The organism is Nocardia cyriacigeorgica NBRC 100375 (genome assembly GCF_000308555.1).
GTDB lineage: Bacteria > Actinomycetota > Actinomycetes > Mycobacteriales > Mycobacteriaceae > Nocardia > Nocardia cyriacigeorgica.
Genome location: NZ_BAFY01000217.1, coordinates 1 through 21,732, shown reverse-complemented (window position 1 = coordinate 21,732; position 21,732 = coordinate 1). Strand labels below are relative to the sequence as shown.

Below are 21,732 nucleotides of genomic sequence, written 5' to 3'. Positions count from 1 at the left end.
GCGGAGTATCTGAAGTTGTCCCGTCCTGAGGATCCCACCAGACCGGACCGTCAGCGCCGAGTGGGTACACAATTACTGAGGCGTGTCCGCCTCCGTCCAGCGGATTTCCACGCTCGTCGCACATGATGTTGCCGTTGTCGTCTCGTGGCGGCGGCCAGTAGTTGCCGACCAAGGCGGACGCTCCAGGGCCCAGCTGCCTCACATAGTCATGCAACGCGGCTGCCTGTTCAGGAATCGACATACTGTTGTCGAACTGGATCCAGGGGCTCCCCAGCCAGGCTTCGGCTCGTTCGGGCCCGTCGAGCTCACCGCTGTCTTCGTCAATACTGCCGTCGTCCAGTTCATCTGGATATCGCGGCGCGGACACCAGCGGACTCCCGTAGAACGACGAAAGCGCTGAGAGCGAGCAATCTAGACAGTTGTTTCCGCGGCCTGGCACCTCCGGTCCTCCGTCGTTGATGAGCCGGCCGAACGGATGGGTTCGTGGATCAGCGCCGATCGTGAACTCGTTGCCGTCGCGAAGGGCGTCCTCGACATCGTGCTGGTAGCTCGGGTACTCGATCGGGCTGAGCCGTTCCGGGCCTTCGATCCGGGTTACGGAGGGGTTGACGAAGCGGGTTCCGGTGTTCGCCTCGGCGATCTCATTGCTGATCTGCCGGAGTTCGTTTGGTGTGAAGCCACTGTCCGCGCCACTCGGGGGCAAACCGAGATGGGATCGGATGCTGTCGGTCAAGTGAGCGGGGCCATCGTCTACCGACCAGTTATTGGTGTCACCGAATCCTCGGCATGCGTTCGCCTGGATATGCGCGTCGGCCGGGTTGCTGGTGAACTCGACATCGACGAGGAGGCGGTCTCCTCCGAGGAGTTGGGGTGCGGTGTTGAAGGAGTGATCGACCGCGGATTCGGTGTTGGTGATGAGGCGCTGGAGGTCAGCGGCGGAGACATCGTGGCCTTGGTCGAGGTGGACTCTCACTGTGAGGAGCGATACGTGTTCGCCGGACGGGAGGCGGTGTCGGCGGATTTCGTAGGCAGGGCGGCCGGTGTGGGCTGACGGGACCGTGGTGACGCGACCGTCGATTGGTGGCTGGTTGCGGCAGTGCTGCCGTGCTGCGCGGGCAGGGTCGGCTGGTGTTCGGTGTGGGGAGTTATCGAGCGGCCGCGTATGCGGTTGAGGCGGAGGGGTCTGTTGATGCGGGTGAGTGCCCCGCTCGATTCGACCTGGCGCGTCAGGAAGTCTGCCTTCCGCGCGATCGCGGCTGGGTGGTGCGTCTGTTGCCGGCGTGGTGCTCTGTGCGGGCGTGGCGTGTGAGATCCCGGGCCGGGCCGGCTCGGCTGAGGCGCTGCTGGTTGGCGACTCGGCGGGTTTCGGCCCGGAGGTGTTGTTGTGTTCGGTGGGTGGGGTCGGTTGGGAGCTCTGCGCGTCTGTCGCAGGAGAAGATGCGTCCTCTAGAACTCGAATGTCCCCGTCGGTGGCCAGGTCCCGTTCTGCCGGCTGCGGGCTTCCGCCCATCCCATCGCTTCGCGGCACGTCACGTGAGTTGCCCGGGTGTCCGTGTGATAGCTGAGAGTCTGTTTGTTGATCGTGAGCAGCCGTTGGACCGGGGGTTCCGCCGGAGGCATCGTCAGTGATTCGGCCTGTATTTGATACTCGATCTCCGCGGGGGTCTCCCTCGTTCGCTCGATGTGGACCCTCCATGTCGCTGGGTACACCTGGTAGCCCCGCACTGGTTGGCCGGTCCGAATCGCTTCGTCGTACATCTCCCCGATCGTCTGGGGCGCCAGACTGGAATGCGCTGTGATCACCCCGGTCTGCCGGTTGACCACGTAGTTCCCCAGGCCCAGCCCCTGGCCGCTCGCTCTCTCCTCCGGTGTCAGGACTCCCTGTACCACCCAGGCGTACTGAGTCGGCAGTACTCGGAACTTGCGGTCCGTTCGGAGCGCCCTCGCCAGGTACTCCCGAACTTGCTCCGGCGTTTCCAACGTTTCCGGCATGTGGTCCTCCGTTTGCGTCAATTGGGACAAAGATCAGTGAGCATGCGTTTTGATAAAGCGAGGCGGGTGGTGCGTCAGACGTTGTGCCGTGCTGAGGATCCCACCACACCGGTCCGCTAGCACCAGGCGGGAAAACGATGACAGTGGAGTGCCCACCGTCGATTACCGGTCGACCATGCTCGTCGAACTCCCAGTTTCCGTCGTCATCCAGCGCGGGCCAGTAGCTGTTGACCAGCGCGGAAGATCCGGGTCCGAGGGACGCGATGTACGCGTGCAGAGACGCGTACTGCTGAGGTATGGATTGATTTGTGTTTTCGTAGGTACGCCACTCGCCTCCGAGCCACCTCGCGGCTCGTTGCGGCCCGTGACGCTCGCCCCCTTGCTCATCGATGCTGCCGTTGGGCAACCGATCAGGAAACCGGGGTGCGGAGACCTGGGGTGACCCATAGAACGAGGACAGCGCTGACACAGCGCAGTCGAGACAGTTGTTGCTACGTCCGCGGAAGTCGGGGCCGCCGTCGTTGATCAGCCTGCCGTACGGATGGGTTCGGGGATCCGCGCCCGTCGTGAACTGGTTTCCATCGCGCAGGGAGTCTTCGACGTCGGCCTGGAATTGTGGGCTTTCGATGTAGTCCAGTCGAAGTGGGCCCTCGATCCGGGTGTCGGCCGGGTTGGTGAAACGGGGGCCGGTGTTGGCCGAGGCGATGTCATTGCTGATCTGGCGCAGTTCGTCCGGGGAAAGCGTGGGATCTGCGTCGGTTGCGGTGGGCATCAGGCCCATATGCTGGCGAATGTTGTCAGTGAGAGCTTGCTCGGTATCCCTTAGCGACCATGCGCGGCGATTGCCCTGATCTCGGTGGCTCGTATCGACTCGGAGGTGAGCATCGGAGGGGTCGTTGGTGAAGACGACGTCGATGAGAAGTCGGTCGTGACTGAGCAGTTGGGGCGCGGTGTTCAGAGACCGGTCGACCCCTTGCTCGGTTCTGGCCATGAGCCGACGCATGTCGTCCGGCGTAACGCCGGTCCCGGGTATGAGGTGGACACGGATGGTGACGACCGAGACGTGCTCGCCGGATGCGAGGCGATGGCGACGCACATCGTAGGATGGCCGACCGCCGGTGTAGCGGGTGCCGGTTGCCGCCACCGCTGTGGTCCGACCATCGACCGGCGGTTGGTTGCGGAAGAACTCCCGGGCCGCGCGCGCCTGTTCGGCAGGTGTTTGTCGTGGTGGCTGGTTGCGTGGCGTGTCGTGCTGCGGATGCCGCGAGTGAGGGTGTTGGCCTGGCGAGTTGTGGTTGGGGTTGGGCGTTCGGCCAGGGTCGGGTGTGCGGTCTTCGCGGGGTTGCTCTGGGGCGCGGGCGGGGTCATGAGGAGTCGTCGATTGGGGTGTGGTGGTCGGGTTCTGAGAAATGCGGCGCGGCGGTGTACTGCCGGGGTTGGAATCGATTGCCGGAGCGGTTGATTCGCGTATGAAAGGGCGCGACTGGTCGTGTCGGGGTTGGTTGTGGGGAGGCAATCCATTGTGGGGATCAGCCGGGATTCCACGCTGATCCGTCGTGTTGGTAGCGGTCGTTTCGGGGCGCGTAGGCGTGGACCAGGTGCGGCGGTCCTGGGTTGGCGCCGAAGGAGATTCGTTCCGGGTGTGGGATGGGGGTGGGGTGGATTCGGGGGCGCGGGCGTCCGGGAAGGTTGGGGTCGGGCGCTGCTGGTTTGGCGTGAAGGGGCTCGGAGATTGGGCGGGGTCGGGCGAGCTACTCGCTTGACCCCGGGCAGGGTTGGGCCACCAGCTCGGGAGTTGGGTGCGAGCACGGTGGGCTTCGAGGTTGGTGAAATCGTGGAGGTCGGCGGAGGCGGGGGTTGTGTTTGTTGGAGCTCCGGTGGCAGGGATGCCGTCGTTGAGTGACGGGGCTGGGCCTGAAGAGGTGCCGATTTCGGTGCGAGTGGGCTCGGCCGAGTTGGTTGCTGTCGGATCGGGGCGGGTGTGGTCTGACGTGGGCGGGTTGTGCTCGGGCGCGTCTGGCGCGGGTGGGTTGGCGGCGAGTTGGGCTCGTTCGGTTTGGAATTCGGCTTCGGTGGGTTGGTAGCGGCCGATGTGGGGGTTGTATTCGCCGGCGAAGAAGGGGTCGCGGGGGATGGGGCGGCCGTCGTTGAAGTGGGCTACGTATTTGTGGATGGTGGGGTCGTAGCCGGGGCGGTTGGGTGGGGGTGTGGCGTGGGTGTCGGCCGGCTGGGGCGAGGGCGGTGTTGTCGAGGTGGGTGTGTCGGAACCGGTCGAGGTGGGTGAGTTCGTCTGCGTGCCGGGGTCGTTGCGGCGCGGTGTGGTCGGTCGGGCAGGGCCATTGGCCGACGGGGTGGGGCGTGTGGATGTGGTGCCGCCGGCTTGCGGGTTCGGCCCCGGTTGTGTTGTGGGAGTGGGGCTCTGTGGAGATGCGGGCGGGGTGGACGGTGGTGTGGGGGTGCCGGTGGCGGACGGGGAGTTCGACTGCGCGCCCCCGTCGAGCGTGGGTGCGGTGGCTGTCGCGGCCGCGGCGGTGGTGTTGGCGGGCGCGGCGGTGGTGAGGGGAGCGCCGGTGGTGGACTGTGCGTCGGGATCGGTCGGGGAGTTCGGGTCCGGCAGGTCGAGTGGGCTCGGGGTCCGCTCGGCGGGGGCGTCCTGGGGTGGCAGGTCCAGGGGACGCGGGGCTGGGGTGGGTTGACCATCCTGGTCGGGGAGGTTCAGGGGGTCGTCGGCGCGACCAGGTGTGGGGTTCTGGTCGGGGAGGTCGAGTGGAGTGGGTTCCCGAGTGGGTGCAGGGTCCTGACGCGGGAGGTCGAGCGGGGTCGGCTCCTGGGACGGCGCGGGATCTTGGCTCGGGAGATCGAGCGGGCTCGGCTGACCGGGAGAGGTGGTGGGGGAATCCTGGCCGGGAAGGTCCAAGGAGCCGGCAGGGGTGTCTTGTGTTTGGTCGCCGGGGCGGGATGGCTGGTTCGCCGGGGCGGTGGGAGCGGACTGGCTCGGCTGTGTCGCGGATGGGCTGTCCGGTGCGGTGGTGGAGTTCGGCCTCGACTGAGACGGGTCGCCAGGGGACGCGGGGGCAGACGGGGCGGAGGGAGCCGTGGGCGCAGTCGGCTGGGCACCAGTTGATGGCGACTGGTTCTGCTGAGTAGAGGTGCCGGGTTCGGTCGGCGCTTGCTGAGGGATGCCCGACTGGTTCGGCTGGGTAGGACCGGCCGAGGTGTCCTGTGGCGGCAGGCCCGGGGAGTTGGGGTCTTGGACCGGATGCGTCGACTGTGGTGCGGAGGGGTCTTGGGTGGGCAGGTCGAGGGAACTGGGCTGGGCCGGTGAACCGGTGCCTGCGGGGTTGTCGCCAGAAGTGGCGTTGCCGGGTTCGTCGGCTGTGGGTGCGGTGGAACGCGGCTGGTCGGCGGGCGGGTTGGTGGCGCCGCTGCCCTGGTCACCGCTGCTGTCGGTGCCGGACGGTTGTTGGCTCGGCGGGTGGTTGCTTCCGGCATCTGGGTTGCCGGTGCTGTTCGGGGTGTTCGAGTCGCCCGTGGGGCTCGTTTGAGAGGGGTTGTTGTTGCCGGCTGTGTTGGGCGGGTCGCCGTCTGGTTGTGTGCGGGCGGGTGGTTCGTCGCCGTTGCCGGAGGTGTTGTTGTCGGCGTTGGCCGGCGCGGTTTGGCCGGGTTCGTCGGCGGCGTTCGGATTGGTGTTTGCGGGCGGGTTCTCACCAGTTCCGGTGGGGTTGTTGTTGCTACCGGAGTTGGTTGGATCGCCGTCGGGTTGGGTGTGCGTGGGCGGCTCGTTGCCGTTGCCCGAGTTGTCGTTGGCGTTGGCTGGAGTGGTTTGGCCTGGCTGGTTGTTGAGGCCGGGGTTGTTCCCGCCCTGGTCGCCGCCGTTGCCCGCGTTGTTGGCCGGGGTGGTTTGGCCGGGCTGGTTGCTGGTGTTGTTCGGTGGATTCTCCCCGCGATCGCTGTTGCCGCTGGGGTTGTTCTCTCCGCGGTCGGGGTTGTCGTTGTTCTGCGGTTCGCGGTCGTTGTTCCCGGATTCCGGGTCGTTGTCCGGCCCTTCGTCGGGTCCGTTGTCGCCGCTGTCGTTTCCGCCGCGGTCGAATTGGTTTTGGGCGGCGCCGGCGGCGGCGCTGGTGAAGGTGTCGGCGGATAGTTCGAACTCTTCGCCGGTGATGGCGGCCATGGCGGCTTGGGAGCCGATGTCGGAGGCGACTTCGGTGGCGTAGTCGGTGGCGAATTGTTTGGCCCGGTTGCCGACGGCGTTGCCGAGACCTTCACCGGCGGTCTCGCCGACGCCGTTGGTGAGTCCGCCTTCGCGGCCGAGGCCGCCGGAGATGGCGCCGCCGATCGCGCCGCCGGCAGCGGATTGCCACACTGCGGTGAAGTCGTCGCGGGAGAGTTCTCGGTCGCCTTTGGCGGCCTGGATCAGGCGGATGCCGAGGTCGAGGCCGCCTTCTTCCAGCGCACCGAGGGCGGCCTCTTTGACCACGCGGGTCAGGATGCGTTGGAGCAGTTGCCGCATGGTGAGCCGGATCGCGGCTTGGGTGGCCACGCGGGCGGCGGCTCCGGCGGCCGCGCCGGCGGGTGCGCCGACGCCGGTGGCCATGGCGGCGAGTGCGGCGGCCATTTCGACGGCGAAGATCACCAGTTGGGCGATGATCATCAGTTTGGTGTGTTCGATGTCGTTGGCGCCGTCATCGACCAGGTCGGCCTGATCGGTCAACAGCCCGGTCAGCGCAGACAGGGCTCCCTCGTCGTTGCCGAGTTTCTTCCAGAACGCCTCGATCGCATCCGCACTCTGCCCGTCCAGTGCGGCGAGTAGTTGGTTGACTTGGCGTTGGGCGTCGTCGCCGAGGTCGTCGAGAGTGGTCGCGGCGCTGGTGTAGGCATCGGCCATGCGTCGCATCGCGGTCTCATCGCCCTCGGGCCAATCACCGGCCCCGACGACGTACTTCGCGGCCCACTGCAACGCCTCGGGAATCTCGATGCCCACCCCAGAACCCTCCACTCCGCCGATTGCGCTCAGAACTTACCTACGCAGACATGGACGCGCCGGACCCGGCTTCGGTTCCATCGAAATCGAAGGGAGTCTCAGGTGTCATATGTGCGGACTTGCGGGCTCAGGGCCCTGCGGCTCCAGGAATCAGACGATGGATCAGAGAATCAACCTCACCCAATGCCCAAAAGATTGGCATGAGAGTAGGCTCTTGGCCTACGGAGGTGCCAGTGATGCCGAACGTTCCCGCTCGAACTCCAGCAGAGTTGCTTCAACGCCCGATACGGATACTGCGTCCTCGCGACGCTACGGCGGCCTATCGGCACCCGAGGCCGGAGATCGCGCGTCTCGCCCGAGCAGGCGCTCTGCACCGCGTGGCCACCGGCTATTACGCCGCCGTGCCCGATGACCGCGTCGGTTCGACGTGGCTACCCGAGCTCGAGCCGACAGCGCTCGGTATCGCGGCCGCAGACGAGGGTGTCGAGTCGGTAGCCCTTATCGGGCTGTCGGCCGCTCGGGTCCACGGCGCGATCCCACGCGCGCTGGCGGTTGCGGTTGTGGCAGCGAGCCGCCACCGGAGCACTCTGCAACTGACCGACCGACCCGCGACGGTCTACTTTGTGCGGCGCGACGTCGACAAACTCGACCTTCAGCGACATCGGTGGGACCTCGGAACCGGCTGGATCACCGGTGTCGAACAGACCGTTCTCGACCTCGTTGCGCGCCCGGAACTCGGTGGGCTACCCGATGAAGCATGGGCCGCTGCGCACGCGTTGTTGCCAAGGGCTGATCGCGGTCTGCTCACCCAGCTCGCGGCAGCGCAGCGGCGAACGTCTGCGCTGCACCGTCTGCTCGAAGCCATCTGACATGCTCACTTTCGCCGAAGAGCAGCGCGTGGCAGTTCAATTTGGCGTTGCCGTCGAACAAGTGCGCCGGGACCACCTCATCTCGCACCTCCTTGGAGCCATCAGTCGCGACTTCGCCCAGGACGTTCTGTTCTTCGGTGGGACGGCGTTGTCACGGACGGTGCTGCCGGACGGGCGGCTGTCGGAGGACATTGATCTGATCGCGCTCGGCCCGCGACAGCAGATAGCCGAGCGAATGGAGCGCCTGCTGCTTCAAGCGATACGGCGTGAGTTCCCTGCTCTTCAATGGCTTCCCGCATTGACCGAGGTGCGCGATACCCAGCCCGCGGTGATCACCACTTCGGCTGGGGCGACCGTACGGGTGCAACTGCTGAATAGAACCGGTTACCCGGCCTGGCCCACAGAGCGCCAACAGATCGTCCAGCGTTATTCCGACGCTCCCGCTGCCGAACTGATCGTTCCGACAACTCCGGCCTTCGTGGCGTGGAAGACCGCTGCATGGGCGGACCGTAAAGCGTCGCGCGATCTATACGACTTGAAGCTGCTGGCCGACCAAGGCGCGGTGACCGAAGACGCAGCCGAACTGTTTCGGCGGTTCGGTCCGACGAACCGCTACCCCTCCGGAGCGCTGTTCACCGATCCACCGAACGAGGCGACCTGGCAGCGTGAGTTGTCGGCCCAGACCCGGCTCACGGTGACGGCGGCCGAAGCTCTCCGGTATGTCCGCGAGGCGTGGGCGAGCATCGTGCGTATGGCATGACGACGCGGCTCACATCCAGAGCCGCCCCCGCGACGCTGTCGCTCTGCTCACCCCCGCCCGGCAACCGCGGTGAGTGCCCCGGAAACCTTCCGCAACCCCCGTTGCGCCCCGCCGCCAGCGACGATGTGCGCAGGCTATGGGCGTTGGTTGGTCCCCTGCCCAGGGCGACGGTAGATTGATTCGGTGATCAGCAGCGAAGTTCGCGGATGTGCCGCGTGGGCGACCTCGGGTCCGGTCGTGCCCATGTAACAAGTGGCCCGGCGGACAGATAGTGCCAATGAACATTTTTGTCTGATTGATACGAGAACTGAGCTCGGAGAAGTGGACGCCACGCTTGGATAGGTGAGCGTCCTGTCCGGGTGTCGTCGGGGAGCGCTTGCGTGGTGTTCCGGAAGCGAGGTTACGGTTGGACCGGCTGGATTTCGGCGGAAACGGCGAAACTGGTGGTGAGCGGGATGAATTCTTTCCGTTGTCCCCGGCGCAGCTGGGTATCTGGTATGCCCAGCATGTCGATCCTCAGGTGCCGGTCAACATCGCGCAGTATGTCGATCTGCGCGGCGACCTGGATGTAGCGGCTCTCGAACGGGCCAGTGCCGATGCCGCCCTGGAGATGGGGTCGGGCTTCCTGCGGATCATCGAACGCGATGGTGAACCGCTGCAGACCGTCGACCCGTCGCTGGACGCCACCCTCGAATACGTCGACCTGCGCGACGCCGAGGATCCCGAAGCGGCCGCCCAGGAGTGGATGCGGGCGGAGTACTCGCAGCCGCTCGACATCGTCAAGGACCGCCTGATCCGCGCCGCCGCGCTGCGCATCGAGGATCACCGCTGGTTCTGGTATTCGCGGGCGCATCACATCGCCCTCGACGGCTTCGGCGCGATGACGTTCATGACGCGCATCGCCGAGCTCTACACCGCCTATGTCACCGGTGCCGAGCCCGCGCCGAGCAAGGCCGCCGACCTGCGCACGCTCTACGAATCCGAGATCGCGTACCGCGACAGCACGCGCTTCCAGTCCGACAAGGAGCACTGGGCGCAGCGGGTGGCGGGCCTGGAGGAGGGTTCGAGCCTGGCCGGTCGGTCGGCGCCGCCGTCGCCGGTGAACGGGATCGTCAGCGCGGCGCTGTCGGAGGAGCAGGATTCGCTGCTCACCGAGGCCGTCGCCCGCCACGACTCCTCGCCCGCCGCGATGCTGATCGCCGGGTTCGCCGCGTACCTGGCCCAGCTGACGGGCAACGAGGAAGTCATCCTCAGCCTGCCGGTCACGGCCCGTACCACCGCCGCGATGCGCCGCTCCGGTGGTGTGGCCTCGAACATCGTGCCGCTGCGGCTGCATGTCGGCTACGACACTTCGGTCACCGAACTGCTGCGGCAGGTGCAGGTCGAGGTGTCGGGGGCGCTGCGTCATCAGCGCTACCGGCACGAGGACATCCGCCGTGACTCGGCCGGCGACGGTGTGGTGACCACGGAGTTCTTCGGTCCGTGGGTCAACATCATGCTGTTCCACGACGAGCTGGTGCTCGGCCCGATGGTCGGCCAGCTCAGCGTGCTGTCCACCGGCAGCATCGAGGATCTGGGCGTCAACTTCTATCAGTCGGTGGCGGGCACCCGTTCGCATATCGACTTCGAGACCAACCCGAACCTCTACACCGAGGACGAGGCGCGCCGTCATCACGGCCGGTTCCTGGAGTTCTTCGACCGGTTCCTGGCCGCCGACGCCGAGACCGCGGTCTGGCAGCTCGACGTCACCACCGCCGCCGAACGCACCGAATCGCTGGTGGAGTGGAACGATTCGGCGCACGAGGTGCCGACCACCACGCTGCCCGCGCTGCTGGACGCGCAGATCCCGCGCACCCCGGACAACATCGCGCTCGATTTCGAGGGCGCCACCCTCACCTACGCCGAGTTCGACGAGCGGGTCAACCGGCTGGGCCGGTTCCTGATCGCCGACGGAGTCGGCCCGGAATCGCTGGTGGCGCTGGGGATGCGGCGCTCGCTGGAGCTGGTCATCGGCATGCACGCGGTGCTGAAGGCCGGTGGCGCGTACGTGCCGATCGACCCGGATCACCCGGCCGATCGCACCGCCTACATTCTCGACAGCGCGGCACCGGTCTGCGTGCTGACGATCTCCGGTGACGAGCTGGAGCTGCCGGAATCGGTGCAGCGGGTGGAGATCGACACCCTCGACGTGTCGGGCTACTCGGCCGAGCCGATCACCGACGCCGACCGCCGGGCCCCGCTGCGGCCGGACAACACCGCCTACGTCATCTACACCTCGGGTTCGACCGGCCGCCCCAAGGGCGTCGCGGTCACCCATCACGCCATCGTCAACCAGCAGCTGTGGATGCTCGACGAGTACCAGCTGACCGCCGATGACGTGTACTTGCAGAAGACCGCGACCACCTTCGACGTGTCGCTGTGGGGTTACTTCCTGCCGTTGATGGTCGGCGCCAAGCTGGTGATCGCCGCGTCGGACGGGCATCGCGATCCGCTGTACGTGGCGCAGATGATCGCCGAGCACCGGGTGACGATCACCGACTTCGTCCCCTCGATGCTCACCGTCTTCGTCTCGCACGCCACCCCCGCGCAGGTCGAATCGCTGCGCGCGGTGTTCGTCATCGGTGAGGCGCTGCCGCCGGAGACCGCCGCGGCCTTCCGCGCGATCACCTCGGCCGGCCTGCACAACCTCTACGGTCCCACCGAGGCCGCGGTCTCGGTGACCTACTGGGAGGCCACCGCCGCCGACACCGTGACGGTGCCGATCGGTATTCCGGAGTGGAATGTCGAGGTCTACGTTCTGGATTCGCGGCTGCGGCCCGCGCCGATCGGTGCGCCGGGCGAGCTGTACCTGGGCGGACGTCAGCTGGCGCGCGGCTACCGCGGCCGCCCGGACCTGACCTCGGATCGCTTCGTCGCCAACCCGCTGTCGCCGAACGGCGAGCGCATGTACCGCACCGGCGACCTGGTGCGCTGGAACGCCGCCGGCGTGCTGGAGTACATCGGCCGCACCGACTTCCAGGTGAAGTTCCGTGGCCAGCGCATCGAGCTCGGTGAGATCGAGACCGATCTGCTCGCGCACAGTGCCGTCAGCCAGGCCGTGGTGCTGGTGGTCGACACCGCCACCGGCCAGCAGCTGGTGGCCTATGTGGTGCCCGCGCCGGGGCAGACGGTGGAATCGGCGGAGCTGACGCGGTTCGTCGCGGAGAAGCTGCCGAGCTACATGGTGCCCGCCTCGATCATGGTGCTGGACGCCTTCCCGCTCAACACCAGCGGCAAGCTGGACCGGAAGGCCCTGCCGGAGCCGGTGTTCGCGGCCGACGCGTCCGGCTTCCGAGCCCCGCGCACCCAGGCCGAGCAGGTGGTGGCCGGCATCTTCGCCGATGTGCTGAGCCAGGACCGGATCGGCATCGACGACAACTTCTTCGACCTCGGCGGTAACTCGCTGGTCGCGACGCAGGTGGTGTCGCGGATCAGTGCGGCCTTCGACACCCAGCTCGGGGTGCGTGCGCTGTTCGAGACGCCGACCGTCGCGGGAATCGCCGCGCGCGCGGAGCATTCGGCTTCCACCGCGGGCGCGCGCCCGCCGCTGGTGGCGCAGCGCCTGCCGGAACGGGTGCCGCTGTCGCTGGCGCAGCAGCGGATGTGGTTCATCAACCAGTTCGATCCCACCGTGCCGACCTACAACCTGCCGTTCGTGGTGCGGTTGCGCGGCCGGGTGGATGTCGAGGCGTTGCAGACCGCGCTCGACGACGTGGTGGCGCGGCAGGAATCGCTGCGCACCATCTTCCCGGAGTCCGGTGACGGCGGATACCAGTTCGTCATCCCGGTCGAGCAGGTCGATCTCGGCATCACCGTCGAGCCGATCGATGAAGCCGAATTGCCCGGTGTGCTGGCCGGATTCGCCTCCACCGGTTTCGATGTCTCGCGTGAGCTGCCCATCCGGGTGCGCATCTACGAGGTGACCGGTGGCCGCGGCAACGGCACCCCGGAGTACGCGGTGGCGTTCGTGGTGCACCACATCGCCGCCGACGGTTTCTCCTTCGGCCCGCTGGCCCGCGATGTGGCCGCCGCCTACCTGGCGCGCGCCGAGGGCGAAGAGCCGTCGTGGACGCCGCTGCCGGTGCAGTACCAGGACTACAGCATCTGGCAGCGCGAGCTGCTCGGCTCGGAATCGGATCCGGAGTCGATGGCCGCGCGCGAGATCGCCTACTGGCAGCGCGCGCTGGCCGGGCTGCCCGATCAGCTGGACCTGCCGACCGACCGGCCGCGTCCGGCGGTGCAGAGCTTCCAGGGTGGCCGGGTCGGTTTCACCATCGACGCCGAACTGCATCAGCGGCTGTCCGCGCTGGCTCGCGCGCAGGGCGTCAGCCTGTTCATGGTCATGCACGCCTCGCTGGCGGTGCTGCTGGCGCGGCTGTCGGGTACCACCGACATCGCCATCGGTACGCCGGTCGCGGGCCGTGGTGAGCAGGCGCTCGACGATCTGATCGGCATGTTCGTCAACACGCTGGTGTTGCGTTCGGAGGTCGACGGCAGCGAGCAGTTCACCGAATTCCTCACCCGCACCAGGGAAACCGACCTGGCGGCGTTCGCCAACACCGATGTGCCGTTCGAGCGGCTGGTGGAGGTGCTCAACCCGACGCGTTCGCAGGCCCGGCATCCGCTGTTTCAGGTGATGCTGTCGTTCCAGGAGATGTCGCACGCGACGCTGGAGCTGCCCGGGCTGTCGGTCACCGCCGACGAGCTCGAGGTCGACATCGCCAAGTTCGACCTCCAGTGGACCGTCACCGAGGAGCGCGCCGGTGATGGCGCGCCCGCCGGAATGTCGGCGGTGGTCTCCTACGCCACCGATCTGTTCGACGAATCCACCGTCGACGAGTTCACCCGCCGCTACCTGCGGGTGCTGGAAACCGTTGTCGCCGAACCGGCTACCGCCGTCCGCGATATCGAGATCCTGGACGACGCCGAACGCGCCACCGTGCTCTCGGGCTGGAACGACACCACCCACGAGGTTCCGGCGGCCACCGTGCTCGAGCTGTTCGCCGAGCAGGTACGGCAGCGCCCGGACGAGCTCGCCGTCGTCTTCGACGCCGCCGGCCGCATCGACGGTCTGGACGAAGAACTCACCTACGCCGAGTTCGCGGCCCGGGTCAACCGCCTGGCCCGCAAGCTGATCGACGCGGGTGTCGGCCCGGAATCGCTGGTCGCCGTTGGTATCCGGCGTTCGGTGGACATGCTCGTCGCGCTCTACGCGACCATGACCGCCGGTGGCGGCTACGTGCCGATCGATCCCGATCACCCGGCCGAGCGCACCGAGTACGTGCTCGAATCCTCGGCACCGGTGTGTGTGCTCACCACCATCGCCGACAACATCAGCGCCGGCGAGGTGCCGGTGATCTTCCTCGACACCGAGGATCTGAGCGGGTACTCCGACGCCCCGGTCACCGACGCCGATCGGCGTGCCCCGCTGCGCCCGTCGAACACCGCCTACGTGCTCTACACCTCCGGTTCGACCGGCCGCCCGAAGGGTGTGGCGGTCAGCCATGCCTCGGTGGTCAACCAGATCGCCTGGATCACCGCCGAATACCGGATGAGCCCGGCCGATGTGGTGTTGCAGAAGACACCGGTCACCTTCGACGTGTCGGTGTGGGAGCTGTTCGGCACGCTCGCCGTCGGCGCCCGGATGCTGATCGCGGCCCCGGACGGCCATCGCGATCCGTTGTACCTGTCGGAGATCATCGGACGGCACAAGGTCACCATGACCTCGTTCGTGCCGTCGATGCTCTCGGTCTTCGCCGGTGCCGCCAATTCCGCCGAATGTGCTTCGCTGCGTGCGGTTCTGGTGGCCGGTGAGGCGCTGCCGCCGGCGACGGTGACCGCGTTCCGGCAGTTCTCCACGGCCGCGATGCACAACCTGTACGGTCCCACCGAGTTCACCGTGCACGCCACCGCCTGGCATCTGAACGAGGTTGCCCCGGCCAGTGTGCCGATCGGCCGCCCGGTGTGGAACGCGCGCGCCTACGTGCTCGACGAGGGACTCTCGCCCGTGCCGGTCGGTGTGCCCGGTGAGCTGTACCTGGGCGGCGTCCAGACCGCCCGCGGCTATCACGGTCGCCCCGACCTGACCGCCGAACGCTTCGTCGCCGATCCGTTCGGCCCGCCCGGATCCCGGCTCTACCGCACCGGCGACCTGGTGCGCTGGACCGAACCGCACGACCCCGAGGTCGGCACGGCCGGCGTGCTCGAATACATCGGCCGCACCGACTTCCAGGTCAAGTTCCGTGGTCAGCGCATCGAGCTCGGTGAGATCGAGACCGCGCTGCTCGAGCATCCGGCCGTCAACCAGGCCGTGGTGCTGGTGCTCGACACGGTGGCGGGCGATCAGCTCGTCGGCTACGTCGTCACCGACGCGGGCCCGGTCGATATCGACAGCATCAAGGGCGCGCTGCACCGCACCCTGCCCTCCTACATGGTGCCCTCGGCGATCGTGGTGCTCGAGGCGCTGCCGCTGAACCCCTCGGGCAAGCTGGACCGCAGGGCCCTGCCCGCTCCGGTGTTCGAGGTGCGCGAATTCCGCGCTCCGACAACACCTATCGAAGAGATCGTCGCGCAGATCTTCGGCGAGGTGCTCGGCATCACCCGGGTGGGCGTGGACGACGACTTCTTCGAACTCGGCGGCAACTCGCTGATCGCGACCCAGGTCGCCTCCCGCCTCGGCATCGCGCTCGACACCCGGGTGCCGGTGCGCATGCTGTTCGAGGCCTCTACCGTCGCGGCGCTGGCCGCCCGGGTGGAATCGCACGCCGGTGACGGCGCCCGCAAGGCCCTGGTCGCACGGGACCGGCCGGAGGAGGTGCCGCTGTCGCTGGCACAGCAGCGCATGTGGTTCCTCAACCGCTTCGACACCGAATCGGCGGTCAACAACATCCCGGTCGCGATCCGGCTGTCCGGCGATCTCGATGTCGCCGCGCTCCAGGTCGCGGTCATCGATGTGATCGACCGGCACGAATCGTTGCGCACGGTCTTTCCGGAGACCAGCGCGGGCCCGGTGCAGGTGGTGCTGGACGCCGCCCAGATCGTGCCGGACCTGACCCCGATCCCGGTCACCGAGCACAACCTGATCGATCACCTGGTCGAGCTGGCCTCGATGGCCTTCGACGTCACCAGCGAAGTGCCGCTGCACGCACGGCTGTTCGAGATCAACGAGACCGAGTACGTGCTCGGCATGGTGGTGCACCACATCTCCGCCGACGGCTGGTCGATGGGGCCGCTGGCCCGCGACGTCATGGTGGCCTACGCCGCGCGCACCTCGTGGGAGGCGCCCGCCTGGTCGGCGCTGCCGGTGCAGTACGCCGACTACGCGCTGTGGCAGCGCGAGGTGCTCGGCTCCGAAGACGATCCGAACTCGTTGATCTCCAACCAGATCCGGTACTGGTCGCGCGAACTCGCCGACCTTCCGGACGAATTGGTGCTGCCCTCGGACCGGCCGCGTCCGGCCGCCGCCTCCTATCGCGGCGGCACCTACCCGTTCGTCATCTCCGGGGAGACCCAGCGCGCGCTGGTCGAGCTGGGACGCAGGCACAACGCGTCGCTGTTCATGGTGATGCATTCGGCGCTGGCGGTGCTGCTGGCCCGGTTGTCGGGTACCAGCGATATCGCCATCGGTACCCCGGTCGCCGGCCGTGGTGAGGCCGCGCTGGACGATCTGATCGGCATGTTCGTCAACACTCTGGTGCTGCGCACCGAGGTCGACGGGGCCGCCGGTTTCGACGAGCTGCTCGCGCGGGCCCGGGAGACCGACCTGCACGCCTTCGCGCACGCCGACGTGCCGTTCGAGCGCCTGGTCGAGGTGCTGAACCCGGCCCGCTCGCAGGCCCGGCATCCGCTGTTCCAGGTGATGCTGACCTTCCAGAACACCCGTCAGGCCAGCCTCGAGCTGCCCGGACTTTCGGTCAACGGCATCGACTACGACGCCAGGCTGGCGAAGTTCGATCTGCAGCTGACGCTGTCGGAAACCCAGGATGAGCTGGGTGAGGCCGCAGGCATGTCGGCCGAGTTCTCCTACGCACTGGATCTGTTCGACGAATCGACGGTCGCCGAATTCGCCAACCGCTTGGACCGGGTGCTGGCCGCGATCACCGCCGACCCGACCATCGCCATCGGCGATATCGACCTGCTCGCCGCCGACGAGCGGGCGAAGGTCCTCACCGACTGGAACGACACCACCCGCCCGGTGCCCGAGGCGACCCTGGTGTCGCTGTTCGAGCAGCAGGCCGCCGCGACTCCGGACGCGGTGGCGCTGGTCTTCGAAGACGAGCAGCTCACCTACGCGGAGTTCGCGGGCCGAGTCCACCAGCTGGCCCGCAGGCTGCTGGCCGACGGAGTGGGCGCGGATTCGCTGGTCGCGCTGGCCATCCGGCGGTCGGTGGATCTGGTCGTCGCGATGTACGCGGTGCTGGAGACCGGCGCGGGTTATGTGCCGATCGACCCGGATCAGCCCGCCGACCGTATCGACTACGTGCTGGACACCGCACGGCCCGCGGTCGTGTTGACCACCACGCGGGACGAATTCACCGCTGCGAGCGCACCGTTGCTCGAGGTGGACGCGCTCGACCTGTCCGCGTTCGACACGGCCCCGATCACCGATGCCGAACGGGCACGGCCGATCCTGGGTGCGAGCACCGCCTACGTCATCTTCACCTCCGGCTCCACCGGACGCCCCAAGGGCGTCGCGGTGAGTCATGCGGCGATCGTCAACCGGCTGCTGTGGATGCAGCACGAGTACCCGATCGACGCCGACGACGCCGTGCTCCAGAAGACCCCCGCGACCTTCGACGTGTCGGTGTGGGAGTTCTTCTGGCCCTTGCAGACCGGTGCGCGCCTGGTCGTCGCCAAACCCGACGGGCACCGCGACCCGGTGTACCTGGCGCGGATCATCGCCGAACAGGGCATCACCACCGCGCACTTCGTGCCGTCGATGCTGTCGGTGTTCGTAGCCACTCTCGGCAACGACAACGGTGACGCCGCAGCGCTTCCCGCGCCGCGACTGCGGCAGGTGTTCGCCTCCGGTGAGGCGCTGCCCGCGCCGACGGCGCAGCGGCTGCGTGAGTTGACCGGCGCCCGCCTGCACAACCTGTACGGCCCCACCGAGGCCGCGGTCGACGTCACCTATCACGAGGCCACCGATGCCGACACCGTCTCGGTGCCGATCGGTCGACCGGTGTGGAACACCCGTGTCTTCGTGCTCGACGCCCGGCTACGACCGGTCGCCCCCGGTATCGCGGGAGAGCTCTATCTCGCGGGCGATCAGCTGGCGCTCGGCTACCTCGGCCGCGCCGACCTGACCTCCGATCGATTCGTCGCCAACCCGTACGGCGCTCCCGGCGAGCGCATGTACCGCACGGGCGACCTGGTGACCTGGACCCGCGCCGGGGAACTGGAGTACCTGGGCCGCACCGACTTCCAGGTGAAGCTGCGCGGTCTGCGCATCGAGCTGGGCGAGATCGAGGCCGCGCTACTGGCGCAGCCCGGTATCGCGCAGTCGGTCGTGGTGGTGCGCGCCGACGCGCACTCCGGCGATCAGCTGGTCGGCTATGTGGTGCGCGAAGCCGACGCCGTCATCGATCCCGATGCGGTGAAGGCAGCACTCGCTGCCACGCTGCCCGGCTACATGATCCCGGCCGCGCTCGTGGTGCTCGACGCCTTCCCGGTGAACGCCAGCGGCAAGCTGGACCGCAAGGCGCTGCCCGCGCCGAAGTTCGAGGCCAAGGCCTTCCGCGCGCCCTCGACGCCGATCGAGGAGATCGTGGCGGAGGTCTTCGCCGATCTGCTCGGTGTCGGCCGGGTCGGCGTCGACGACGACTTCTTCGAACTCGGCGGCAACTCGCTGGTCGCCACCCAGGTGGTGGCCCGGCTCAGCGCCGCGCTCGACACCCAGGTGGGTGTGCGCACCCTGTTCGAGGCGCCCACCGTCGGCGCGCTGGCCGCGCGGATGGAATCGCATGCGGGCAGTGGCGCCAGGCAGGCGCTGACCGAACAGGTGCGCCCGGAGCATCCGCCGCTGTCGCTGGCTCAGCAGCGGATGTGGTTCCTCAACCGCTTCGACGCCGATTCCGCGGCCAACAACATTCCGGCCGCGGTCCGCTTGCAGGGCGTGCTCGACCTGGACGCGCTGCGGGGTGCGGTCTCGGATGTGATCGTGCGCCACGAGTCGCTGCGCACCATCTACCCGTCCCACGACGGCGTCGCCTACCAGCGCGTGCTGCCCTCGACCCGGGCCATCCCCGAACTGGATATGGTGGCGCTCGGCGAGCACGAGATCGGTTCGGCCCTCTACGAATTCGCCTCCCGCGGCTACGACGTCACCTCCGAGCTGCCGGTGCGGCTGCGGCTGTTCCAGCTGGCCGAGCAGGACTTCGTGCTGGCCGTGGTGGTACACCACATCGCCGCCGACGGTTTCTCCATGCGCCCGCTGGTGCGCGATCTGATGACGGCCTACGTCGCCAGGACCGCGTCGGTGGAGCCGGGCTGGCCGCCGCTTGCGGTGCAGTACATCGACTACGCGCTGTGGCAGCGTGAGGCGCTGGGCTCCGAAGAGGATCCGACCTCGCTGATCTCCGAGCAGCTCGACTACTGGCGCACCGCGCTGGCCGGGCTGCCCGACGAACTGCGGCTGGCCGGCCGCCCCCGCCCCGCCGTCGCGAGCTACGGTGCGGGCACCCACCGCTTCCGGGTGCCGGGCGCGCTGATCGAGGAACTGAACCAGGTCGCCCACAGCACCGGCACCACCCTGTTCATGGTGGTGCACGGCGCGTTCGCGGCGCTGCTGGCGCGGCTGAGCGGCACCGATGACATCGCCATCGGTATCCCGGTGGCCGGTCGTGGTGAGCAGGCGCTCGACGATCTGGTCGGCATGTTCGTCAACACCCTGGTGTTGCGCACCGAGGTCGATCCCGCGCAGTCGTTCGGCGAGCTGCTCGCGCAGGTGCGCGAACGCGATCTGGCGGCCTTCGCGCACGCCGACGTGCCGTTCGAACGTCTGGTGGAGGTGCTCAACCCGGCGCGTTCGCAGGCGCGGCATCCGCTGTTCCAGGTGATGCTGTCGTTCCAGAACCTCGGCCGCACCTCACTGGAGCTGCCCGGCCTCACGGTGACCGAACTCGGCATCGATCAGCCGACGGCCAAGTTCGATCTCCAGCTCACGCTGAGCGAGGTGCCCGGCGCGGAGTCGGAGATGGACGCCGAACTCGTCTACGCCACCGACCTTTTCGACGCCGGTTACGCGAGCACCTTCGCCGAGCGGTTCCTGCGGGTGCTGCGCGGTGTGGCCGACGCGCCCGGCGCCTCGATCGGCGATATCGACCTGCTCGACTCCATCGAACGCACCCGGGTGCTCGACCGGTGGAACGACACCGAATTCCCGGTCGACGCCGCGCTGACTTCGCCGGTCGGCGATGCCGCCGCCACCCTGGTCTCGCTGTTCGAGGCGCAGGTCGCGCGCACCCCGGACGCGTACGCGGTCACCTCCGAGGGGACAAGTCTCACCTACGCCGAGTTCGCCGGACGAGTGCACCGGCTGGCGCGCTGGCTCAAGCAGGCAGGCGTCGGCCCGGAATCGTATGTGGCCCTCGGCATGCGGCGCTCCATCGATCTGGTGGTCGGCATGTACGCCGTCAGCGTCGCCGGTGGCGCGTATGTGCCGCTGGATCCGGATCATCCGGCCGAGCGCATCGACTACATCCTGGACACCGCGCGCCCGGTGTGCGTGCTCACCTCCGGTTCCGATCTGGACACCACGCTGTCGCGGCAGGTGCGCATCGATGAGCTGGACCTGTCGGCGTTCTCCGACGAGGTGCTCACCGACGCCGACCGGCATCGGCCGTTGCGCCCGGGCAATACCGCCTACGTCATCTTCACCTCCGGTTCGACCGGCCGCCCCAAGGGTGTCGCGGTCAGCCATGCGGCGATCGTCAACCGGTTGGTGTGGATGCACGCCGAATACGGTCTGGCCGCCGATGACGTGGTTATTCAGAAGACTCCCGCCACCTTCGACGTGTCGGTGTGGGAGTTCTTCTGGCCCTTGCAGGTCGGCGCGCGACTGGTTGTCGCCAAGCCCGACGGGCATCGCGATCCGGCCTACCTGGCTCAGCTCATGGCCGACGAGCAGGTCACCACGGTGCACTTCGTGCCGTCCATGCTGTCGGTGTTCGTGGCCGAACCGCTGGCCGCCGAATACCTCGGCCTGCGCAACGTCTTCGCCTCCGGTGAAGCGCTGCCCGCGGTCACCGCGCAGCGCTTGCGTGAGCTGACCGGCGCCCGGCTGCACAACCTGTACGGTCCCACCGAGGCCGCGGTCGACGTCACCTTCCACGAGGTCACCGACGCCGACACCAGCTCGGTGCCGATCGGTGCCCCCGTGTTCAACACTCAGGTCTACGTGCTGGACGCGCGGCTGCGGCCGGTGCCGGCGGGTGTCCCGGGTGAGCTGTATCTGGCGGGGGCACAGCTCGCGCACGGCTATGTCGGACGACCCGACCTCACCATGGACCGGTTCGTCGCCAACCCCTTCACCGCGGGCGAGCGCATGTACCGCACCGGTGACCTGGTGGCCTGGACCGCCGACGGTGAACTGGAGTACCTGGGCCGCACCGACTTCCAGGTGAAGCTGCGCGGTCTGCGCATCGAGCTCGGCGAGATCGAGAACGCGCTCACTGCACTGGAATCCATCGCCCAGGCCGTTGTCGTCGTGCGGTCGGACGAGCACACCGGCGATCAGCTGGTCGCCTACGTGGTGCCCGACCCGGATCGCGTGGTCGATATCGACGCGGTGCGCGCCGAACTCGGTCAGCAGCTGCCCGCCTACATGGTGCCGGCGGCCTACGTCGTGCTCGACGCGTTCCCGCTCAATGCCTCCGGCAAGCTCGACCGCAAGGCACTGCCGGAGCCGACCTTCGCCGCCACCGCGTTCCGTGCTCCGGTGACGCCGGTGCAGGAGATCGTGGCGGGCACCTTCGCCGATGTGCTCGGCGTCGAACGCGTCGGCCTCGATGACGATTTCTTCGCCCTCGGCGGCAATTCGCTGGTCGCCACTCAGGTCGCGGCGCGCCTCGGCGCGGCGCTCGACACCCAGA

At 67.9% G+C, this 21,732-nt stretch carries 3 protein-coding genes and 1 pseudogene; 3 read left to right on the top strand and 1 reads right to left on the bottom strand.

Going from position 1 to position 21,732, the window contains the following annotated elements; genetic code table 11:
• Positions 1-31 precede the first annotated feature (31 nt).
• Positions 32-6,973 (bottom strand): annotated as a pseudogene (locus RJ05_RS31075) (toxin glutamine deamidase domain-containing protein); the annotation flags it as partial.
• Positions 6,974-7,350: 377 nt separating this feature from the next.
• On the opposite strand from RJ05_RS31075, the gene RJ05_RS22200 reads away from it, so the two are divergent.
• The 3 genes from RJ05_RS22200 to RJ05_RS22190 all read left to right on the top strand — a co-directional run.
• On the top strand, positions 7,351-7,842 hold the full coding sequence (locus RJ05_RS22200; RefSeq protein ID WP_228788569.1) for a hypothetical protein: 492 nt from the start codon (positions 7,351-7,353) through the stop codon (positions 7,840-7,842).
• A 1-nt stretch (position 7,843) separates the two neighbouring features.
• Entirely contained in the window at positions 7,844-8,602 is a 759-nt protein-coding gene (locus RJ05_RS22195; protein WP_036540278.1) for a nucleotidyl transferase AbiEii/AbiGii toxin family protein, read from the top strand.
• 406 nt (positions 8,603-9,008) lie between these two features.
• Positions 9,009-21,732 (top strand): non-ribosomal peptide synthetase (locus tag RJ05_RS22190; RefSeq protein ID WP_036540276.1); only part of this gene is annotated, 12,724 nt, incomplete at its 3' end.